Origin of the sequence: Mesorhizobium sp. M0244 (genome assembly GCF_040321795.1) — a bacterium.
Taxonomy (GTDB): Bacteria; Pseudomonadota; Alphaproteobacteria; order Rhizobiales; family Rhizobiaceae; genus Mesorhizobium.
Genome location: NZ_JAMYSE010000005.1, coordinates 1 through 19,601 on the forward strand (window position 1 = coordinate 1; position 19,601 = coordinate 19,601).

Sequence of the window (19,601 nt, forward strand, 5' to 3'; positions counted from 1 at the left end):
GAGTTTCGCCAGCGAAACGGCCGCGAAAGGCGGTCCGTTCACACCGGTGCGCGACCGCAATGATCGCCTCGACCGGGCCGACTTGCCGGCTTTCGACAAGGAGATGGCAGCGCTTGCCGCCAAAGCGCGAGGCCTCGAAGCGCCGATCGCCGGCGCGCAGTCGGTCCGCAACGCTCTCATGCTGCCCTTCGACGAAGCGCTGGCGGCGGAACGTGCGCTGTTCGTGACGCTGGTCGGAGGCGACCAGTCGCGCGCCCAGCGACATTTGTTCTTTGCCGAACGTGAGGCGGCAAAGATCCCGGGCAAGGATTTCGGCAAGCGCAAGATCGCCCGGGTCGGTGTCATCGGCGCCGGCACGATGGGCGGCGGCATCGCCATGGCGTTCGCCAATGGCGGCTTTCCCGTGACCCTGCTGGAGACAACGCAGGAAGCGCTGCAACGCGGGCTGGCGACGATCGACAAGAATTATGGCGTTTCCGTTACCCGCGGATCGCTGAGCGAAGACGCCAGGCGTGAGCGGCTGGACTTGTTCAGGGGCAGCACCGACTATGCCGACCTCGCCGATTGCGATCTGGTCGTCGAGGCCGTGTTCGAGGAGATGGCGGTCAAGAAGGAAGTATTCGGCAGGCTCGACGCAGTGGCCAAGTCAGGCGCGATCCTTGCCACCAACACCTCCTATCTCGACGTCAACGAGATCGCCGCTTCGGCATCGCGTCCGCAAGATTTCCTCGGCATGCATTTCTTTTCGCCGGCTAACGTCATGAAGCTTCTGGAGATCGTCCGGGCCGACAAAACCTCGCCCGATGTGCTGGCGACCATCGTCGATCTGGCACGCCGGATCGGCAAGGTGCCGGTCGTCGTCGGCGTCTGCCACGGCTTTGTTGGCAACCGCATGCTGGCCGCGCGGGGTTCGGAACTAGAGACGCTTCTGCTCGAAGGCGCAACGCCGCGTCAGGTCGATCAGGCGTTCACCGATTTCGGCTGGCCGATGGGGCCGTTTCGGATGGGCGATCTCGCCGGCCTCGACATAGGCTGGCGCAACCGCAAGGCGCGCCGCCAGACGGCCGTGATCGCCGATGCGCTTTGCGAACAGGGGCATTTCGGCCAGAAGACCGGCAGCGGCTTCTATCGCTATGAGAACGGTTCGCGTGCGGCGCTGCCCAATCCCGAGGTCGAGGCACTGATCCGCGACAAGGCCGCCGAAAAGGGCGTCGCGCTGCGCGCGATCGGCACCGACGAGGTCATCGAACGCACGCTCTATCCGATGATCAATGAGGGCGCCAAAATTCTCGAAGAGGGGATTGCTGCCCGCGCCTCCGACATCGATGTCGTCTGGGTCAACGGCTATGGCTTCCCGGTGGGCAAGGGCGGGCCGATGTTCTGGGCCGGCCTCGAAGGCGTGGACAAGATCACCCGGCGGCTGGACCATTGGCACGGGCAGACCGGCAAGGACATTTTTCGGGTGGCATCCCGGCTCAGGCGGATGGCCGAAACCGGTTCCTGGGACGCCGTTGCCAGCTAGGCTGCTCGAGCGAGGCCAAATCGTGGACTACCGAATCCGCGCGTCCATGATCTCGACGAAACGCGCGAACAGACCGGCCTGCGACTTGATCTTGAGCTTGCGGTAAATATTGCGGCGATGAACCTTTACGGTTCCCGGCACGATGCGCATCGCCCTGGCTATCGATTCCGTGGAATGCCCCTGAAGCACCAGATCGACGACATGCTGTTCGCGCGGCGTGAGCGAAAGGCTCTTCCAGATATGAGCACGCTCGAACTCGTTGACTGGAGCAATCGCTTCGTCCCGCTTCGTCTCTGCCGGTTTGTCGGCCGGAAGGGCCGGCCAGCGCAGCCTGGCGAAGCCGATCACCGCCGGCGCCATGTCGCGCAGCAGCCTGGCATCGGCGGTTCCGAACGGGCCTGAAGCGCGCAATCGCATCAACGAGACGACCAGCGCGTCCTTGCCTGGCAGCGGCACGAAGAAGCCGACCTCCTCGGCCAACTTGGTCTGGCTATAGTACGAGCGATAATATTCGCTGGCATAGAAGCGGTCCGGCGCCAGTTCGCGCATGCGCCAGAAACCTTCCTTGCGCTCAACCGCCGCGTGGTGGAACGGGTCGAGCAGATAAGGCCCTTCCTGATAGAGCGCGACGAAGACGTGGCTTTCGGCCGGCGAGAATGTCTCGAACAGCAACGGCGGGCGGGATGCGCCGCGATAGCCGAAGATCACGCAGTGATCGAAGCTGACATGCTGCCGGAGCCAAGCGACCAGGGCCCTGCCGAAAAGCTCACCGCTCGTCTCCCGGGTCGCCGCGATGAGCGTCGCGAGCTGGCTGTATTCGTCGCTGCGCGATACGCCCAATTTGTACCCCTCCAGACGAGAAAATAGACGAAATATACCACCCGCGAGGTATATACTAGCCGTCATTGGCTCTGATAGCGTTCCGAGATCGTCTTGTTGCTGGAGCCGCAGCTTTGACCGCAGTGCCCGACATCGAGTTTCGCGGGGTCGCCAAACGCTACGGCAGCGTGACCGCGGTCAGCGGCATCGATCTTGCCATCCCGCCGTCTGCCTTTGTCGCCTTGCTCGGGCCGTCCGGCTGCGGCAAGACAACCTGCCTGCGCATGATCGGCGGCTTCGAACAGCCGAGCGAAGGTGCGGTGTTCATCCGTGGCCGCGACATGGCTGGCACGCCGCCTTACCGGCGCCCAGTCAACATGGTGTTCCAGCAATATGCGCTGTTTCCGCATCTGGATGTCGAGGACAACATCGCCTATGGGCTGCGCCAGGCGCGGCCGCGGCTGTCGTCGCGGGAGATCAGCCTGCGCGCCGGCGAGGCGCTCGCCATGGTGCGGCTTGCCGGCTATGGCCGCCGCAAGATCCACGAGCTTTCCGGCGGCCAGCAGCAGCGCGTCGCCTTGGCGCGCGCGCTGGTCAACAAGCCGGCGGTGCTGCTGCTCGACGAGCCCCTCGCGGCGCTCGACAAGAAGCTGCGCACCGACATGCAGATAGAGTTGCAGAACCTGCAGCGCGAGATCGGCATCACCTTCGTCCTCGTCACGCATGACCAGGAAGAAGCCCTGTCGATGAGCGATTTCGTCTGCGTCATGAATGGCGGGCGCATCGTTCAGCTTGGACAGCCGAGCGAAATCTATGACGAACCCGCCGACCTCTTCGTCGCCGATTTCGTCGGCAAGACCAATCTCTTGAGTGGCAAGGTCGCCGGGCATTCGGCCAACCTGGTCGAGGTGGCGCTTGCCGACGGCACAGTGATTGCCGCGCGCAAGCGGACTCCGCTAACTCAGGGCGAAGCCGTTTCGATCAGCCTGCGCCCTGAATCCCTGAGCCTTGGCGCGCCGGGAAGCGGCCGGCTGAACGGTATTGTGCGCAACCGGATATTTCTCGGTTCGACTGCGGAATATGCAATCGAGGTCCAGGGTATCGGGACGCTGCTCGCCAAGGCCGATCACCTGATCGGCGGTGGAAATCTCTTCAAGCCGGGTGAACCCGTTGCCATCGGCTTTACAACCGGAACGCCGCTGGCGTTTCTGGACCCCAAGAATAACGGGACCAACCAGAGGGAAAACAAACATGTCGAAATCATATCGTGACGGACTGCCGATAAGCCCTGAAAAATTCGTCGATCAATTGATGCGCCTCAAGCGCGGTTCCATCGGCCGCCGCGAGTTCCTTGGCCTCACCGGTCTTGGCATCGCAACGGCGGTAATGGCCCGCGAACTCGGCATCATGCCGTCGCCGGCCTTCGCCCAGGCGGGGCTTGGCGACCGGATGTCGATCGCCACCTGGCCCAATTATCACGACCCGGCGACATTCGAGAATTTCAAGGCCGAGACCGGCGTCGCCGTCGAGGTCAATGTGTTCGGGTCAAACGAGGAGATGCTGGCCAAGCTACAGGCCGGCGCCTCGGGCTGGAGCCTTTTCGTTCCGACCAACTACACGATCTCCACCTATAAGAAGCTCGGCATCATCGAGGCGCTCGATATGGCCAAGCTTGCCAATTACGACGGTTCGAAAGAAGACCCGCGCTTCACTGGGGAAGGCACGATCGATGGCGTGACCTACGCGGTGCCGAAAAATTGGGGCACCACCGGCTTTGCCGTAAACACCAAGAAACTGACCAAGCCGATGACGAGCTGGAAGGAATTCTGGGACACGGCCATGGCCGAGGGCGATGGCCGGACCATGGTCCATGACTACCAGCTCACCACGATCGGCAACGCGCTGAAATATTTCGGCTTCTCGTTCAACTCGCTGAAGCAGGACGAACTCGCCAAGGCGGAGGAATTGCTGCTGAAGGTCAAGCCGCACCTGTTCGCTGTTTCCAGCGACTATCAGCCGTCGATGCGTGCCGGTGACGCCTGGATGACGATGTGCTGGACCAATGACGGAGCGCAGCTCCACCGCGACATTCCCGAGATCGCCTATGTGCTTGGCAAGGAGGGCGGCGAGATCTGGACCGACTTCTACGCCATTCCGAAGGATGCGCCCAACAAGCCCGCCGGCTATGCCCTGCTCAATTACCTGATGGATCCGAAAGTCGCGGTCAAGGAGCACCTGGCCAACGGTGCGCCTTCCACCGATGCGCGGGTCAATGCGCTGCTGCCCAAGGAGGTGCTGGAAAATCCGATCCTCTATCCGGCGGCGGATCTGCTGAAGCCGCTCGAATTCGGTGCAGCTGCGACTTTGACCGACCCGGGCCGAGCCGAACTGATGGCACGCTTCAAGTCGGCTTGACCCGTGCGGACCGCAGGTCCGATGCAGGCAACTCACCCGGCGGGCAGATGTCCGCCGGCACCGGGGCGGTTTTCAATGCGCAGCAATGTCTTTCGTCACAATCTCCTGACCGCCTTGCTGCTCGGTCCGGCAACCGCGTGGCTGGTGGTGTTCCTGGTCTTGCCGTTCGTCGCGATCGCCGTCTTCAGCGTCGGCGAGCGGGCGCCGGAAGGTGGCTATCAGGCCGCTTTCACCTTGGCGCAATATGCCAATCTTCCGGCGCGTGCGACCGCCTTCTGGAACACGATGGTGCTGGCGCCGGCGGGCGCACTGGCCTGTCTTCTCGTTGCCTATCCGGTCGCCTACTACCTCGCCTTGCGCGCGCCGGAGCGCTGGCGGCTGATCCTGCTGGCGCTTGTCGTCATCCCGTTCTGGACCAGCCTGCTGATGCGAACCTATGCCTGGATGTATGTTCTTGGCGGGCGTGGCATCCCGGCTCTGCTGGCCTATGTCGGGATCGAGGATGTGCGGCTGATCAACACGCCGGGAGCGGTTCTGCTCGGCATCGTCTATGGCTATCTGCCGCTGATGATCCTGCCGATCTATGTCAGCCTCGAGCGGCTCGACCGCCGCTTGCTGGAGGCCTCCGCCGATCTTGGCGCGACGCCGATCTCGACATTCCTTGGCGTGACGCTGCGGCTGTCGCTGCCGGGTGTGATGACCGGCTTCTCGCTGGTCATGATCCTGCTGCTCGGCGAATATCTGATCCCGACACTGCTCGGCGGCGGCAAGGTGTTCTTCATCGGCAACGCGCTGGTCGATCTGTTCTTGCAATCACGCAACTGGCCGTTTGGATCGGCAATCGCCATCACGTTGGTTCTGGTTGCGGTGGTGGTTCTGCTTGCCGCGAACCGTGTTTCGACCCGGCTTTCGGGTGCCCGCCGGGTGGATCTGATCTGATGCGTGCCTTCGTCGTTTCGGTCTTTGCTTTTCTCTACCTGCCGATCGCGCTGGTGGTGCTGTTCTCTTTCAACGCCGGCCACCACGCCAGCGAGTTCACCGGCTTCTCGGTGCAATGGTACGGCAAGGCACTGGCGAACCCGTTCCTGGTCGAAGCGCTGAAGAACAGCCTGTTCATCGCCACGACCAGCGCCTTGCTCGCAGCGCTGTGCGGCACGGCGGCGGCGCTTGGCCTGGCGCGCGTCGGCGTGCGGACCCGGGCTATTTTCGATGCGCTGCTCGGTGCTGCGATCGTCGTTCCTGGCGTCGTCATCGGCATCTCGACGCTGGTCGCGCTCGTCCAGCTGTTCGCGGTGGTCAACCCGTTTGTCGCTTCATTGTGGCCGAGCGATCAGCCGCCGCGCCTGGCGCTCGGCTACGGGTCGATCATTGCCGCGCATGGCCTGTTTTCGATGGCGCTGGTGGCGATGATCGTCGGTACACGCCTCGGCAGCCTGGACCGCAATCTGGTCGAGGCCTCAAATGATCTCTATGCCACCCCGCTGACGACCTTTCGCAGCATCGTCTTGCCGCAGATCATGCCCGCGGTAATCGCCGGCTTCCTGCTCGCCTTCACATTTTCCTTTGATGATTTCATCGTCGCTTTCTTTGTTGCCGGAGCGCAGACGACATTGCCGATCTATGTCTTTGCCTCGATCCGGCGCGGGGTCACGCCGGAGATCAATGCCATCGCGACGATCGTGCTCGTCGCCTCCGTACTGCTCGTGGTGCTCGCCCAATGGCAGCTGCGCCAACGAAAACCATCACACTGAAAGACAAAAACATGATTCTGAGAGATCGCATCGCCGTGGTGACGGGTGCCGGGTCAGGGATCGGGCGTGCCGGCGCCATGATGATGGCCAGAGAGGGCGCGGTTCTGGTGATCGCCGACAGGGACCAGGCTGCCGGGGAAGCAACGGCGTCAGATATTCGTGCCGCGGGTGGTCGAGCTGAGGCGATCACTACCGATGTCGGCGACGACGCGGCGGTCGAGCGCCTCATTGCGGGAACGCTGGGCCGGCATGGGCGGATCGATATCCTGCACAACCATGCCGGAATCCAGATCGGCGGCACGCTGACCGAAGTCGGCGCCGACGGCATGGATGCCTCATGGCGGATCAATGTGCGGGCGCAATTCCTCGCGGCCAGGCTCGTCATGCCGTCGATGATGGAACAGGGCGGCGGTGTCATCCTGAACACCGCCTCGAATTCGGGTGTGTTCTACGACCGAGAGATGATCGCCTACGCTACCTCAAAACATGCCGTGGTTGCGATGACCCGGCAGATGTCGCTCGACTATGCCAAACACAATGTGCGCGTCAACGCGCTCTGTCCGGGCTGGGTCGACACGCCCTTCAACGAACCGTTCATCGCTCAGATGGGCGGGCGGGCAGCGATCGAAAGCTATGTCCGCACCAAGATTCCCATGCAGCGCTGGGCCAGCGCGGAGGAAATCGCCGAAGCGATCCTGTTCCTCGTCTCCGACCGCTCGTCCTTCATGACCGGTCAGGCGCTGGTGATCGACGGCGGCGAAAGCATCGGCTGATCCGCCGCTCCCGGCGGGCGGGAGCTGAAATTCTCTTTGGCCTAACGGCCGGCGGCGAGATGTGCTTTCGTCTCCCCGAGAATGCGGCCAACATGGCCGCGCCGGGAGCGGAAATCGTCAGTGCAAGAGAGAGGCTGCATAATGGCCGAGGCCTATATCTGCGACTATATCCGCACGCCGATCGGGCGCTTCGGCGGTTCGCTGTCGGCGGTCCGTGCCGACGATCTGGGCGCGACACCGCTGAAGGCGCTGGTCGAGCGCAATCCCGGCATCGACTGGGCTGCCATCGATGACGTCGTCTATGGCTGTGCCAATCAGGCCGGCGAGGACAATCGCAATGTGGCGCGCATGGCGCTGCTGCTCGCCGGCCTGCCCAAGGAGGTTTCCGGCTCGACCGTCAACCGTCTCTGCGGTTCGGGCATGGATGCGGTGATGATTGCTGCTCGCGCGATCAAGGCAGGCGAGGCGGAGTTGATGATTGCCGGCGGCGTCGAATCGATGAGCCGTGCTCCTTTCGTCATGCCGAAGGCCGAGACCGCCTTTTCGCGCAATGCCGAGATCCACGACACCACCATCGGCTGGCGCTTCATCAATCCGCTGATGAAGAAGCAATACGGCGTCGATTCGATGCCGGAGACCGGCGAGAACGTCGCCGAGGATTTTTCGATCTCGCGCGCCGACCAGGACGCCTTTGCCGCGCGTAGCCAGGACAAGGCGGTAGCCGCCCAGGCCAATGGCCGTCTGGCGAAGGAGATCACCCCAGTGACGATCGCGCAGCGTAAGGGCGATCCGGTGATCGTATCAAAGGACGAGCATCCCCGCGCGGGCACGACGGTCGAGGCGCTGGCCAAATTGCCGACGCCGTTCAGGCAAGGCGGTACGGTCACGGCCGGCAATGCGTCGGGCGTCAATGACGGCGCGGCGGCGCTGATCGTCGCCTCGGAAGCAGCCGTGAAAGAATACGGCTTGACGCCGATCGCCCGCATCCTCGGCGGTGCCGCCGCCGGCGTGGCGCCGCGCATCATGGGCATCGGCCCTGTGCCGGCCACGCAAAAGCTATGCGCCCGGCTCGGCCTGACGCCGCAAGAATTCGATGTCGTGGAGCTCAACGAAGCCTTTGCCTCCCAAGGCATCGCCGTGCTGCGCCAGCTCGGCATTGCCGAGGACGCGGAGCACGTCAATCCGAATGGCGGCGCCATCGCGCTAGGCCATCCGCTCGGCATGTCCGGCGCGCGCATCACCGGCACGGCGGCACTGGAACTGCGCGAACGCGGCGGCCGCTACGGCCTCGCCACCATGTGCATCGGTGTCGGCCAGGGCATCGCCGTGGCGCTGGAGAGGTTGTGAGGCAAGCATCATCGCGCCGATCGTTTGAAACGGCGCGATTGCGCGAACGTTTACAGCCGCCTTGCGCGGTCAAATTTGACCATGTGGACAAAAGCCGGGCACCGTTCCATAGTTCCTCCGCTGATATTCCAGAGAAAAGAGCCGGCTCGACACGGCGCCAATCAGAGGGGCATGCAATGGACAACAAAAAGAGCAAAATCCAGTCGAAACGCGAAGGGCTTTCGCGCCGCAATGTGCTGGAACTGGGCGCGCTCGGCTTGGCGGCAGCGATGCTGCCGGGCCGTGCCTTCGCCAAAACCAAGAAGCTGAAAGTGGCGGCGATCTTCGCCACGCCGATCGAGGAGCCGTGGGACAACCAGATCCACGTCGCCCTGCAGAAGGCCGAGAAGGAACTCGGCGTCGAGTACAAATGGTCGGAGAAGGTGCAGACCGCCGATTTCAGCCGGGTCATGCGCGAATATGCGCAAGGCGGCTATGAGCTGGTGCTGGGCGATGCCTTCGCCGCCGAGCGCGAATCCCGCAGGACGGCCAAGCAGTTCCCGAAAACCGCCTTCCTGTTCGGCTCCGGCGCCGGGCCGGCCGAGCCGAATTTCGGGGTCTTCGACAACTGGATCCACGAGCCGGCCTATCTCTCCGGCATGATCGCCGGAAAGATGTCGAAGTCAGGCACGATCGGCGCCGTCGCGGCGATGGGCATTCCGGAAGTGAACCGGCTGGTCAACGCCTTCTTTGCCGGCGCCAGGGAGGTCAATCCCAATATCAAGAAGAAGGTCGCCTTCATCGGCTCGTTCTTCGATCCGCCAAAGGCAAAGGAAGCGGCTATCGCCCAGATCGACGCCGGCGTCGACGTGATCTATGCCGAGCGCTTCGGCGTCATCGAAGCGGCGGCGGAGAAGAAGATCCTCGCCATCTCCAACATGTCCGACCAGTCGAGCCTCGGCCCCGACACGGTGATCACCGGGCCGGTCTGGGACATGTATCCGACGGTCGAGCAGGCGATCAAGCTGGTCAAGGCCGGCGTCTTCACCGCGCAGGACTACGGCGATTTCTCGCGCATGGCCAAGGGAGGCTCCTATCTCGCGCCATACCACAAATTCGACAAGACGCTGCCGGCCGAGGTCAAGGACCTGGTGGAGAAGAAGAAGGCCGAGATCCTCGACGGCAATTTCCGCGTCGATGTCGACGAGAATACGCCGGTTTCGGATTAGGTGCTTGCCCTCCCCCTTGAGGGGAGGGTGGCCCGCGGGGCCGCGTGGGGTCCGCGGCGACGCGCTCCATCTTTTTTCAGTCAGAGGTCGAGGCAGTTGAGGTGACCCCTCCCGCCTCGCTTCGCTCGGCACCCTCCCCTCGAGGGGGAGGGGTATCCGCGCCACTCTCACCAGGAGCACCCTTGCCTACCCCACTCATAGAAATGCGTGGCATCTCCAAGAGCTTCGGCGCTGTGAAGGCGAACGAAGCCGTCGATCTCAGCGTCGCGCCGGGCGAGATTCTCGGGCTGCTTGGCGAAAACGGCGCCGGCAAGACGACGCTGATGAACGTGCTGTTCGGCGCCTATGCGCCCGACGCCGGCGAGATCCTGGTCCAAGGCCGGCCGGTGACGATCAACAGCTCGGCCGACGCGCTTGCCGCCGGCATCGGCATGGTGCACCAGCACTTTCATCTCGCACCGCGGCTTTCGGTGCTGGAAAACCTTTTGATCGGCATCCCCGGCAGATCGGGCCGGATCAACCGCGCCGGCGGGCTGGCGCGGCTCGCCGAGATCGGCCGCCAGCACGGGCTGACGCTCGACCCAGACCTCTCCGTCTCGGCGCTGTCGGTCGGCGAGCAGCAGCGGCTCGAGATCGTCAAGGCGCTGTTTCGCGGCGCGAGGCTGCTGATCCTCGACGAGCCGACGGCGGTGCTGGCGCCGACCGAGGTCGACGGATTGTTTTCGGCGTTGCGCTCGATGGCGGCGCAGGGGCTCGGCATCATCTTCATCTCGCACAAGCTCAACGAGGTGCGGGCGCTGACGCATCGCTGCGTGGTGCTCAGGCATGGGCGCGTCGCCGGCCGCGTCGATGCGCCGGCCAGCACGACATCCTCGGAGATGGCGCGGCTGATGTGCGGCCACGAGATCGTGCCGCCGGCCAGGGGACCGTCGACCCCCGGTGCCGCAGTGCTGACCCTCGACGGCATTTCGACATCACGCCATTCCGGCATGGCGCTGCGCGACGTGTCGCTGTCGGTGCGTGGCGGAGAGATCCTCAGCATTGCCGGTGTCTCCGGCAATGGCCAGCGCGCGCTTGCCGAGGTGATCTCCGGCGTGCGTGCGCCCGATGCCGGACAGATGACCATAGCCGGCAAAGCGGTTTCCCGGTTCTCGCCGCGCGCCGTGCAGGCGCTCGGCCTCGGCCGCATTCCGGAAGACCGCATGACGACCGGGCTGGTCACCAATCTGCCGCTCGCCGATTCGATGGTGCTGCCGCGCATCGGCGCCTACGCATTCAGCCGCAATGGCCTGCTCAAGCCGGATGCGATCCGCGCCTTCACCGAGGCGCAGATCAAGGCCTATGACATACGCTGCCCCGGGCCGATGACGCGCGCCGGGGCGCTTTCCGGCGGCAATCTGCAGAAGGCGCTTTTGGCGCGCGAACTCGCCTTCGATCCGAAGGTGCTGATCGTTTCGCAGCCGACACGCGGCCTCGATATCGGCGCCGCGCGCTTCATCCACGAAAAGTTCCTCGACATGCGTGCCAAGGGCTGCGGCATCATCGTCATCGGCGAGGATCTCGAAGAACTGCTGATGCTCTGCGACCGCGTCGCGGTGATGTATGAGGGGCACATCGTCGGCACGCTGGACAGCGCCGATGCCACCGTCGCCAGACTTGGATTGATGATGACCGGGGCGGAGGCTTGATGTTCCGTCTCGAGGCCCGCACCTCAACGCCCGCCTGGTTCAATCTGGCGCTGCCGCTGCTCGCCATCGGCGCGACGCTGGTGCTGTGCAGCGGCCTCATCGCATTGGCTGGCGCCGGCGTGATCGAGGCCTATGGCGTGATGTTTTCGGCGTCCTTGGGAGACAGCTACGCCATCACCGAAACGCTGGTGCGTGCCGCGCCGATGATCTTCACCGGCCTTGCCGTGGCGGTCGCCTTCCGCGCCAAATTCTGGAACATCGGCGCCGAGGGGCAATTGCTGGCCGGTGCGGTGGCGAGCTGCGCGGTCGGTGCGATCCCGATGCCGGGGCCGCTCGCCATGTTGCTGATGGCGGTGGCGGGCGCTGCCGCCGGCGCTGCCGTCGCCCTGATCCCGGCGACGCTGCGGGTAAAATTCAAGGTCGACGACGTGGTCAGCTCGCTGCTGCTCAACTCGGTCATTTTCTATGCGTTGATGGCGCTGATCGAGGGACCCTGGAAGGACAGTTTCAGCGGCTACCCGATCTCGCCGCCGATCGAGGACACGGCGAATTTCCCGGTGCTGCTCGAAGGCACGCGGCTGCATCTCGGTGTCGTCGCGGGGCGGGTCGCCGCGCCGGTGATCTGGTTCCTGATCGCGCGCACCACGCTCGGCTTCCGGATCAAGGTGACTGGCGAAAATCCCGAGGCGGCGCGCTATGGCGGCATCAATGTCGAGCGGGTGCTGATTTCGACGGCGCTGCTGTCCGGCGCCTTGGCCGGCCTTGCCGGCGTCGGCGAGGTCGGCGGCGTGCATTTCCAGGTGATGAGCGACATCTCGCCGGGCTATGGCTATTCCGGCATCGTCGTTGCCATGCTGGCGAGGCTCAATCCGCTCGGCGTGGTGCCGGCGGCGATCTTCCTTGCCGCCGTCATGACCGGCGCCGAGGCGATGTCGAGGGCCACCGGCGTTCCGGCCTTCCTCAGCGATGTTATTCAGGGAACCGCATTGCTTGCCATGCTGGTGGCGCTGCTGTTCACCGCCTATCGCCTCCGCCGCGTGGGAACAGCCAAATGAGCGTGGTGCTGGAACAGATCTTCCAAGTCGGCTTCCTGGCCGCGATCATCCGGATCGCCACGCCGCTAGCGTTTGCGACGCTGGGCGAGATGTTTTCCGAACGCGCCGGCGTGCTCAATCTCGGCATCGAAGGCATCATGCTGCTGTCGGCGATGACCGGCTTCACCGCGGCGAGCCTCAGCGGCAGCCTGTGGCTCGGCGTGCTTGCGGCGGTGCTGACCGGGGCGCTGATGGGCGCCGTGCATGCGCTGTTCACCGTGGCGCTCGGCCTCAGCCAGCATGTCTGCGGCATCGGCGTGACGCTGTTCAGCTCCGGCCTCGCCTATTTCCTCTACCGGCTGATCTTCGGTCAGCAATCCGTGCCGCCGAACATTAGGGGATTCGAGACGCTGCCGATCCCGATCCTGTCCGACATACCGATGCTCGGGCCGGCGGTGTTCAACCAGTTCTCGCTGGTCTACATGGCGATTTCAGCCATTCCCCTGGCCGCCTTCGTGCTCTACCATACGCCCTGGGGCCTGTCGGTGCGCATGGTCGGCGAAAATCCGCGCGCCGCCGATTCTGCCGGCGTCAGCGTGATCGCGACGCGCCTCCAGGCGGTGATCCTCGGCGGTGCCTTGATGGGGCTGGCCGGCGCCTTCCTGTCGATGGCGCAGTTCAACGCCTTCACCTTCGGCGTCGTTTCGGGGCGCGGCTGGGTGGCGATCGCGCTCGTCGTCTTCGGCCGCTGGGACCCCTGGCGCTCGGCAGGCGCGGCACTGCTGTTCGCCTTCGTCGATGCCTTGCAATTGCGCATGCAGGCAAGCGGGCTCGGCCACATTCCTTATGAGGCGTTCCTGATGCTGCCCTTCATCTTCACCATCGTCGCCATGGCGGTGATGTCGCGCAATGCTGTTGCCCCTTCGGCGCTGCTCAAGCCGTTTCGGCGCGAAGAACGGTAACGGCGCTCCGCCGTTCACATCGCAGTGAAGCCGTTATCGACGAACAGATGGGCGCCGTTGACGAAGCTGGCCTCGTCGCTGGCCAGGAACAAGGCTGCCCTTGCCACCTCTTCCGGCTCGCCGATCCGCCCTTGCTGCGCGGCCATTGCCGCGTCTGAGACATCGATGCCGAGTTTGTCGAGATCGGCGACCTCGCGCAGGCCGTGCGGTGTCCTGATGAAGCCGGGACAGACCGCATTGCAGCGGATGTTGCGGTCGCGGAACTCGACGGCGATGGCGCGCGCGAACATGTGGCAGGCACCCTTGGTAGTGTCGTAAAGCACCTCCATCGGCGTCGCCGCCACCGCCGAGATCGAGGAGGTGCAGACGATGGAACCCCCGCCGGCGGCGATCATGCCGGGCAGCACGGCGCGCGTCATCAGGAACATCGAACGCACATTGACGGCATGCAGCCAGTCCCACTCCTGCAGCGTGGTCTCCAGGAAAGGTTTGATGACGATGGTGCCGGCGTGATTGAACAGCGTGGTGACCGGGCCGAATGTTTCCGTCACGCCCTTCACCCCCGCTTCGACGTGCGCCTCATCCGACACGTCGGCGACCCAGTGCTCGGCGACATGGCCGCGCTCCCTGATCGCCGCCGCGGTGGCGGCGGCCGCCTCGCCGTTGCGGTCGATGATCGCCACCTTGGCGCCCTCGGCCGCGAAAAGCTCCGAGGCCGCACCGCCCATTCCCGTCGCACCGCCGGAGATGATGGCGACCTTGCCGGCCAGTCTTGTGCCCATGTTTTTGCTCCCTGTTGCTCTGCCGTGACGTAGCGGCTTCCGCTCGAGCAGCGATGCTATCCTTCATCCCTTGGATGGCCAAGGAGCCGCAGGTGCATGGACCTGACGTTTTCTGCCGTCATCACGACAGGTCTCAAAAAGGCAGCTCTAAGCCACAAAGGAACCAATTTGTCTTCCGTTTTGAGAAAACTATTCTACGGAGCGCTCGAAAATAGCAATCGACAAAGTCTACTGATTTTATAGATTAATCCGCGAGACGGAGGTCGATATGTCCTACAGCCAGAACACTCAGACTGCCCGCAAAGGCCAAAGGTTGGGTTCCGACCAGGTATGGCGGCCAGCCTATGCCGGCGCTTTCGCCTATCTCGTCTTTGCCCTTGCATTCGTATTCACCGGGGCAGTCGTACTGGGGCTGATCCCCTGATCGTTAAGGCCCTGATTTCATCGAGATAGCGGCCTGCCGCTTGCGAATTCCGGAGTTGGATGAACCGAATGCCGGCGCTTTTGCGCGCCGTGATTGCGACGTGATGTCCATGATTCCGTACGTGAAGGAGGAGATGGCAATGCCGATCGAGTTCACGCATGTTCCCGGTAAAACCCGCCCTGCCGACGCCGGCTTTTTCTACGACTTTGTCGAGACCGCGACGAAGCTGTCGCTGATCGAGGATGCCGGATTCCAGAAGATCGTCGTCGACGACCAGGCCGGGCTGCTGACCAATATGGACCTTGCGGCCCAGGCACTGGATCGCACCTCGTCCCTGGAGGTCGTTCTCATCCATTGGGCGGGTGTGATCGAGCCGATCGTGGCAGCACGGCAGCTCGCCGCGCTTGATGCGAAAAGCGGCGGCCGGCTGTCGCTCAGGATGCTCAGCGAGCCGCTGAGCGACGATGATGCCGAGGCACGTCCGGTCGGCCACACGGTCGTCTGGCAACGCATCGACGAATATCTGGTGCTGCTGAAGCGGTTGTGGTCGAACGACAGACCGTTCGACCATGAAGGCGCCTTTTACAGCATCAAAGGCGGCTATGTGCCGCGCAAGGGGCCGCATGGTGTGACCATCCGCATGGGCGGACAGTCCGGCACGGCGCTCAGGGTCGCGGGCAGGCATGCGGATGTGTTCGAGCTGGCGCCGGGCTCGCTCACCGAAATCCGCCAGTCTATGCAGCGTGTACGCAGCGCCGCCGCCGAACACGGCCGGGCTGGCAAGCTGCGTTTCGCGCTTCCCGTCCGAATCCGTTCGGAAGACAAACCGGCCGTTTCCTGCTGGAAGGCGGTCGAACTTGCAGGGCCGCCAGCGCGGGTCGCGCTGTCGCTGCTACCCTATGCGGCTCTGGGAATCCAGGAATTCATGATCGTCGGCCTCGACAGGCCACGCGAAATCGCCACGGCTGGCCGCGAGGTGGTCGCGCTGCTGCGCAACTCGCTGGCGCGTCGCGAGGCCGATGCCCCGCAGCCCGGGACGTTTGCGTCACGCGCAACACAAGGCGTGCGTGCCGGCTGCTGAAGAAGGCGTGCCGGCAAATGGATTAACACTCCGCCGCAGCCACGTACGTTGGCGGCCTACCGCCATTCCGGGAAAGCCGCGTAAGCGGCCTTGGTCAGTGCCGGGATCTCTCCGTCGGGCACAGAGCTGTAGGGCCAGAGCAGTCGCGGGCCGAGCGGCGCCCAGCCGCCGGCGGCGGCCATCGCCTTGTCGAGTGCTGCATCGCTGACATTGTAGCGAGCGCGAAACGGCAGGACATATGCGGCGAGGAAGGCCTGTATGCGCGCCTCGACTTCGGCAGCGGCGGCCATGTCGGTGCGGATCATTTGCCACCATATCACCGCGCCCTTCGGGTTGAGGCAGGCGACATTGGAATAGCTGCCATGGGCTCCCCCAGCATATCCTGTTGCCAGCGTGTGGCCGGGGACGAAGACGGAGAATCCGTCCAGTTTGCGGCGCATGTCGGCATACCAGTCGGCGTCGCCGCCCGGCAGCTTGGCGCCGACCAGCGATGGCACGGCCGCGCGCAGCCGGGCAATGCCTTCGAGCGTCAGGCGGCGCTTGGCATGCGGCGGGTTGTAAAGCACCAGCGGCGCTTCGGTCGCGGCCTCGCACAGGCCGCCGACAAAGCGCATAACCTCGTCGTCGCTGGGCGGCCACCAGTCGGGCAAGGTGAATTGCACCGCCGCCGGGCGAAGTGCGGCCACCCGCGTCAGCCGCTCCAGCGCGACACGCGGATTGGACTGGCTGATGCCGATCTGGAAGGGAAGGCCCGCGCGACCGGCTATTTCGGCGACCATCTCACAAAGCCGGTCGAATTCGGGTTCGGTCTGGCAATGGAATTCGCAGGCCGTGCCGTTGGAATAGATGCCGTCGACACCCGATGCGCAGAGCCGTGCGATTGTCTCTTCCGTCGCCTCCCAGTCGATTGCTCCGCGATCGTCGATGGCCAGCATCACTGCGCCCCAGACACCGCGCGGTGCGTATGCGGGCAAGCGGGGCAGATGGTCGAGATCAGCGCGCACCGGCGATCTCGTGCTCGCGGCGGGTTTCGTTCGACGCAAAGGCAGCCTCGATGATGGCAATCATCTTGCGTCCATAGACACCGTCGAGCGGCACCGGCTTGTCGTCGGCAATGGCATCGCGCATCGCCGTCCATTCGCGCACCAGCGCGTTCTGCATCCAGTTCGGCTCGAACGAACCGGGCAGCTCGGTCCAGGCCGTGTCGCGGCCAAGCATGGTGCCGCGGTCCATGTCGATGCGCAGCGTTCCCTGTTCGCAGACCAGATCCATGGCGTAGCCGCTCGCGCCGGTGCGGTAGCCGACGCTCTGCACCTGGCCGATGCCGCCGCCGGCGAAGCGCAATCCAAGCAGGGCGCTGTCGTCGGCTTCCTGGTCATGGAACTTGGCGCCGAGCATGGCGCTCACCGACACGACATCGTCATCCATCAGCCAGACCAGACGGTCGAGCGCGTGGATGCCGGCCGTCAACAGCATGCCGCCGCCGGTCGCCTTGCGCAGATGCCAGTCGCGGCGATTGTGCTCCATCCACAGCTTGATGATCCAGCTCGATCCGATGAGTGGCCGGCCGAGCTCTCCTTCCTCCAGCTTCTGCCTGGCCGCCATGCAGGGCAGGGCGAAATGCATGAGATGGGCGACCATCAGCTTGACGCCGCTATCGGCCACGGCGGCATTGATCGCATCGCAGACGGCCGCCGTCGGCGCCATCGGCTTTTCGAGCAGGATGTGCTTGCCGGCGTTTGCCGCGCCGATGGCCATTTCGGCATGGAGATGGTGGGGGCTGGCAATGAGGACCGCGTCGACCTCCTTGTCGTCCAGCAGCTTGCGCCAGTCGGTGTAGCCGCGGCCGCCATGTTCGGCGGTGAATCGCTCCAACGCATCGGTATTTCCCCGGCAGGACGCGACGAGGCGAGTATTTCCAACCTCGCGGATTGCCCGCGCATGGGCCGCGCCGAAATCGCCGGCGCCGATAATTCCTATTCCAATCATGGTTCTGCCTTTTCATAAGCGGCGTCGATCAGCGACATCGCTGCAGCATAATCCTCGATGGACACCGACGGAGGCGCCTTTCTGGCGAGCCGGTCAAGCGTGTCGCGCATGAACAGACGATAGCGGGTTGCCGGCAGTTCGGCCGGCAAATCGACGATTGCCGCGTCGTCGAGCGTGGCGCACATGGCATGATCGCCGTGATCGACCAGGGTCGCATTGGCACTGACGATGCGCCATTCGAAGTCGCCGCCGGGGCGCATCGAGGCAAAGGTGTAACCGGCCTCGACGATGAAAAGCGCGCCGGCCTCGTCTTCCAGCACCAGCAGCGCATGGTCCTCGACCGGGCCGGGATGGATGCGGTTTGCTATCGACACGGTTTTCAGGTCAAGCCTGCCGGTTGCAAGGCTGAGTGCCGCGTCGACGCCGTGTATGCCGAGGTTCCTCAATGCACCTCCGCCACCAACCGCCGGGTCGACGATCCAGGCGACACCGTCGGCGATGTAGCGTTGCGGCGGACCATTGACCAGCCGGAAATGGCAATGCGCCACCGCACCGGCGCGGCCCTCCCGGCGCAGCCGGTCAAAGGCGGTAACGGCCGGCCCGAAACGGTTGGGCAGGGGCACAGCAACAAAGGCCTGGTGCTGCGTGGTAAGGTCGCGCAGCGCCATCAGTTCTCTCGTATGGCTGGCCGCCGGCTTCTCCAGGATCAGCGGTATCCCTGCCTCGATGATCGCACGTGCCCGGGCCGGTACCGCTGAGGGATGCCCCATCAACAGGATCACGTCCGGCGGGCTGGAGAGTATCTCCGTGAAATTCGCGATGAACGGCAGGTCATGACGCGCGGCGAAGGCATGCGCGTGGCGGGGATTCTCGTCCCAGACGCCGGCGATTTCGGCGCTATAGAAGCGTGCGGCATCGAGGTGCATTTCGGCGTGCCAGTGGCTCGATCCGGCAAGGGTAATCTTCATTCGGAGGCGGCACTTTTGCTATGGGCTTGCAGGATATCCTACAAGTGGCTATACGACAAGCGGTGGGCAACAACGGCCCATCCGACGGAAATGGAAACCAATGGAATGGCGGAACTGAAGTCGATCGAACCGTTGAGCAGACCGCCGCTGCTGCACGTCACCGTGCAGGAAAGCCTCAGGGCCTATATCGAAAGCAACAAGCTCAAGGCAGGCGATCCCCTGCCGCCGGAAACATTCCTGGCGCAGCGGCTCGGCGTCGGCCGCAACTCTGTACGGGAAGCGATCAAGGCGCTGGAATCGATCGGCATCCTGGAGACGCGGCGCGGCATCGGCGTGTTCGTCAAGGAGTTCTCGTTCAAGCCGCTGCTGGATAACCTCGCCTACGGCTTGCAGGATTCGCTGCGCGACGTCGAAGAGCTGCGCGAAATCCGCCGGGTACTGGAAACCGGCCTCATCGCCAAGACGATCGAGATGATCAGCGCCGAAGACATCGAGGCGCTGCGCCAGCTGACCGAGCGCATGCGGCAACGTGCCGAACGCCACGAGAGCTTCGCCGAAGAGGACCAGCAATTCCATCAGATGCTGTTTCGCTGCCAGAACAATCGCATGCTGAGTGCGTTGATCGACATCTTCTGGGTGGCGTTCAACAAGGCCTCGAACTTCACCAGCCTCGACAATCCGACGCCGCTGGCGACATGGCGCGACCATCACGAGATCGTCGAGGCGGTCGCCGCCAAGGATGTCGACCAGGCACGCCGGCGGCTCGACGACCATTACCGGGGGATCCAGCAAGTCATCGCCAAAAACCGAACACCCTGAACATGCCAAGGGAGGAAAC

At 64.1% G+C, this 19,601-nt stretch carries 19 protein-coding genes; 14 read left to right on the forward strand and 5 right to left on the reverse strand.

Annotation, left to right across the window (positions count from 1 at the left end; all coding sequences use genetic code 11):
• Window positions 1-1,522, forward strand: a 1,522-nt coding sequence (locus tag NKJ08_RS05920) for a 3-hydroxyacyl-CoA dehydrogenase (protein ID WP_352781529.1), incomplete at its 5' end; no start/stop codon positions are given.
• A 27-nt stretch (window positions 1,523-1,549) separates the two neighbouring features.
• On the opposite strand, the gene NKJ08_RS05925 is transcribed toward NKJ08_RS05920, so the two are convergent.
• Window positions 1,550-2,362: a response regulator transcription factor gene (locus NKJ08_RS05925; protein ID WP_352523036.1), complete on the reverse strand. Its 813-nt coding sequence runs from the start codon at window positions 2,360-2,362 to the stop codon at window positions 1,550-1,552.
• 113 nt (window positions 2,363-2,475) lie between these two features.
• On the opposite strand from NKJ08_RS05925, the gene NKJ08_RS05930 reads away from it, so the two are divergent.
• The 10 genes from NKJ08_RS05930 (at window position 2,476) to NKJ08_RS05975 (ending at window position 13,519) form a co-directional block, all read left to right on the forward strand.
• On the forward strand, window positions 2,476-3,612 hold the full coding sequence (locus tag NKJ08_RS05930) for an ABC transporter ATP-binding protein (RefSeq protein ID WP_352523035.1): 1,137 nt from the start codon (window positions 2,476-2,478) through the stop codon (window positions 3,610-3,612).
• A complete protein-coding gene (locus tag NKJ08_RS05935) occupies window positions 3,593-4,756 on the forward strand; it encodes an ABC transporter substrate-binding protein (RefSeq protein ID WP_352523034.1) in 1,164 nt (387 codons plus the stop codon). The genes NKJ08_RS05930 and NKJ08_RS05935 overlap by 20 nt, the downstream gene beginning before the upstream one ends.
• Window positions 4,757-4,831: 75 nt before the next feature.
• Complete coding sequence (locus tag NKJ08_RS05940) at window positions 4,832-5,695, forward strand: ABC transporter permease (protein WP_352523033.1); 864 nt, start codon at window positions 4,832-4,834, stop codon at window positions 5,693-5,695.
• Window positions 5,695-6,507, forward strand: coding sequence for an ABC transporter permease (locus NKJ08_RS05945; RefSeq protein ID WP_352523032.1), 813 nt, complete (start codon window positions 5,695-5,697; stop codon window positions 6,505-6,507). Before NKJ08_RS05940 ends, NKJ08_RS05945 begins: the two co-directional genes overlap by 1 nt.
• 11 nt (window positions 6,508-6,518) lie before the next feature.
• Window positions 6,519-7,280 (forward strand): SDR family NAD(P)-dependent oxidoreductase, encoded by a 762-nt coding sequence (locus tag NKJ08_RS05950; protein WP_352523030.1) that lies wholly within the window; start codon window positions 6,519-6,521, stop codon window positions 7,278-7,280.
• Between the two features lie 141 nt (window positions 7,281-7,421).
• Window positions 7,422-8,627 (forward strand): 3-oxoadipyl-CoA thiolase, encoded by a 1,206-nt coding sequence (pcaF, locus tag NKJ08_RS05955; protein WP_352523029.1) that lies wholly within the window; start codon window positions 7,422-7,424, stop codon window positions 8,625-8,627.
• Between the two features lie 176 nt (window positions 8,628-8,803).
• Window positions 8,804-9,835 (forward strand): BMP family protein, encoded by a 1,032-nt coding sequence (locus NKJ08_RS05960; RefSeq protein ID WP_352523028.1) that lies wholly within the window; start codon window positions 8,804-8,806, stop codon window positions 9,833-9,835.
• A 182-nt stretch (window positions 9,836-10,017) separates the two neighbouring features.
• The gene (locus tag NKJ08_RS05965) at window positions 10,018-11,523 is read left to right on the forward strand and encodes an ABC transporter ATP-binding protein (RefSeq protein WP_352523027.1); all 1,506 of its coding nucleotides are present in this window, start codon (window positions 10,018-10,020) and stop codon (window positions 11,521-11,523) included.
• A complete protein-coding gene (locus NKJ08_RS05970; RefSeq protein WP_352781530.1) occupies window positions 11,523-12,578 on the forward strand; it encodes an ABC transporter permease in 1,056 nt (351 codons plus the stop codon). Before NKJ08_RS05965 ends, NKJ08_RS05970 begins: the two co-directional genes overlap by 1 nt.
• The gene (locus tag NKJ08_RS05975) at window positions 12,575-13,519 is read left to right on the forward strand and encodes an ABC transporter permease (RefSeq protein WP_352523025.1); all 945 of its coding nucleotides are present in this window, start codon (window positions 12,575-12,577) and stop codon (window positions 13,517-13,519) included. Before NKJ08_RS05970 ends, NKJ08_RS05975 begins: the two co-directional genes overlap by 4 nt.
• Window positions 13,520-13,533: 14 nt before the next feature.
• On the opposite strand, the gene NKJ08_RS05980 is transcribed toward NKJ08_RS05975, so the two are convergent.
• Window positions 13,534-14,301, reverse strand: a complete 768-nt coding sequence (locus tag NKJ08_RS05980) for an SDR family NAD(P)-dependent oxidoreductase (protein ID WP_352523024.1) — start codon at window positions 14,299-14,301, stop codon at window positions 13,534-13,536.
• Between the two features lie 268 nt (window positions 14,302-14,569).
• On the opposite strand from NKJ08_RS05980, the gene NKJ08_RS05985 reads away from it, so the two are divergent.
• Both NKJ08_RS05985 and NKJ08_RS05990 read left to right on the forward strand, forming a co-directional pair.
• On the forward strand, window positions 14,570-14,725 hold the full coding sequence (locus NKJ08_RS05985) for a hypothetical protein (RefSeq protein ID WP_352523023.1): 156 nt from the start codon (window positions 14,570-14,572) through the stop codon (window positions 14,723-14,725).
• A gap of 139 nt (window positions 14,726-14,864) precedes the next feature.
• The gene (locus tag NKJ08_RS05990) at window positions 14,865-15,806 is read left to right on the forward strand and encodes an LLM class flavin-dependent oxidoreductase (RefSeq protein ID WP_352523022.1); all 942 of its coding nucleotides are present in this window, start codon (window positions 14,865-14,867) and stop codon (window positions 15,804-15,806) included.
• A gap of 56 nt (window positions 15,807-15,862) precedes the next feature.
• On the opposite strand, the gene NKJ08_RS05995 is transcribed toward NKJ08_RS05990, so the two are convergent.
• From NKJ08_RS05995 to NKJ08_RS06005, 3 genes are read right to left on the reverse strand one after another with little or no spacing between them, the layout of a single operon-like run.
• Window positions 15,863-16,810 carry a dihydrodipicolinate synthase family protein gene (locus tag NKJ08_RS05995; protein ID WP_352523021.1) on the reverse strand — a complete coding sequence of 316 codons (948 nt, stop codon included), beginning with the start codon at window positions 16,808-16,810 and terminating at the stop codon, window positions 15,863-15,865.
• A complete protein-coding gene (locus NKJ08_RS06000; RefSeq protein WP_352523020.1) occupies window positions 16,800-17,795 on the reverse strand; it encodes a Gfo/Idh/MocA family protein in 996 nt (331 codons plus the stop codon). Before NKJ08_RS06000 ends, NKJ08_RS05995 begins: the two co-directional genes overlap by 11 nt.
• Window positions 17,792-18,763 (reverse strand): Gfo/Idh/MocA family protein, encoded by a 972-nt coding sequence (locus tag NKJ08_RS06005; protein WP_352523019.1) that lies wholly within the window; start codon window positions 18,761-18,763, stop codon window positions 17,792-17,794. The genes NKJ08_RS06000 and NKJ08_RS06005 overlap by 4 nt, the downstream gene beginning before the upstream one ends.
• A gap of 105 nt (window positions 18,764-18,868) precedes the next feature.
• On the opposite strand from NKJ08_RS06005, the gene NKJ08_RS06010 reads away from it, so the two are divergent.
• Complete coding sequence (locus NKJ08_RS06010; protein ID WP_352523018.1) at window positions 18,869-19,582, forward strand: FadR/GntR family transcriptional regulator; 714 nt, start codon at window positions 18,869-18,871, stop codon at window positions 19,580-19,582.
• Window positions 19,583-19,601: the final 19 nt, after the last annotated feature.

Excerpts from the sequence above, each read along its gene's own strand:
- NKJ08_RS05935 (WP_352523034.1), top strand. The coding sequence starts at position 3,593 with ATGTCGAAATCATATCGTGACGGACTGCCGATAAGCCCTGAAAAATTC.
- NKJ08_RS05940 (WP_352523033.1), top strand. The coding sequence starts at position 4,832 with ATGCGCAGCAATGTCTTTCGTCACAATCTCCTGACCGCCTTGCTGCTC.
- NKJ08_RS05945 (WP_352523032.1), top strand. The coding sequence starts at position 5,695 with ATGCGTGCCTTCGTCGTTTCGGTCTTTGCTTTTCTCTACCTGCCGATC.
- NKJ08_RS05950 (WP_352523030.1), top strand. The coding sequence starts at position 6,519 with ATGATTCTGAGAGATCGCATCGCCGTGGTGACGGGTGCCGGGTCAGGG.
- pcaF (WP_352523029.1), top strand. The coding sequence starts at position 7,422 with ATGGCCGAGGCCTATATCTGCGACTATATCCGCACGCCGATCGGGCGC.
- NKJ08_RS05960 (WP_352523028.1), top strand. The coding sequence starts at position 8,804 with ATGGACAACAAAAAGAGCAAAATCCAGTCGAAACGCGAAGGGCTTTCG.
- NKJ08_RS05970 (WP_352781530.1), top strand. The coding sequence starts at position 11,523 with ATGTTCCGTCTCGAGGCCCGCACCTCAACGCCCGCCTGGTTCAATCTG.
- NKJ08_RS05975 (WP_352523025.1), top strand. The coding sequence starts at position 12,575 with ATGAGCGTGGTGCTGGAACAGATCTTCCAAGTCGGCTTCCTGGCCGCG.
- NKJ08_RS05980 (WP_352523024.1), bottom strand. The coding sequence starts at position 14,301 with ATGGGCACAAGACTGGCCGGCAAGGTCGCCATCATCTCCGGCGGTGCG.
- NKJ08_RS05985 (WP_352523023.1), top strand. The coding sequence starts at position 14,570 with ATGTCCTACAGCCAGAACACTCAGACTGCCCGCAAAGGCCAAAGGTTG.
- NKJ08_RS05990 (WP_352523022.1), top strand. The coding sequence starts at position 14,865 with ATGCCGATCGAGTTCACGCATGTTCCCGGTAAAACCCGCCCTGCCGAC.
- NKJ08_RS06000 (WP_352523020.1), bottom strand. The coding sequence starts at position 17,795 with ATGATTGGAATAGGAATTATCGGCGCCGGCGATTTCGGCGCGGCCCAT.
- NKJ08_RS06005 (WP_352523019.1), bottom strand. The coding sequence starts at position 18,763 with ATGAAGATTACCCTTGCCGGATCGAGCCACTGGCACGCCGAAATGCAC.
- NKJ08_RS06010 (WP_352523018.1), top strand. The coding sequence starts at position 18,869 with ATGGCGGAACTGAAGTCGATCGAACCGTTGAGCAGACCGCCGCTGCTG.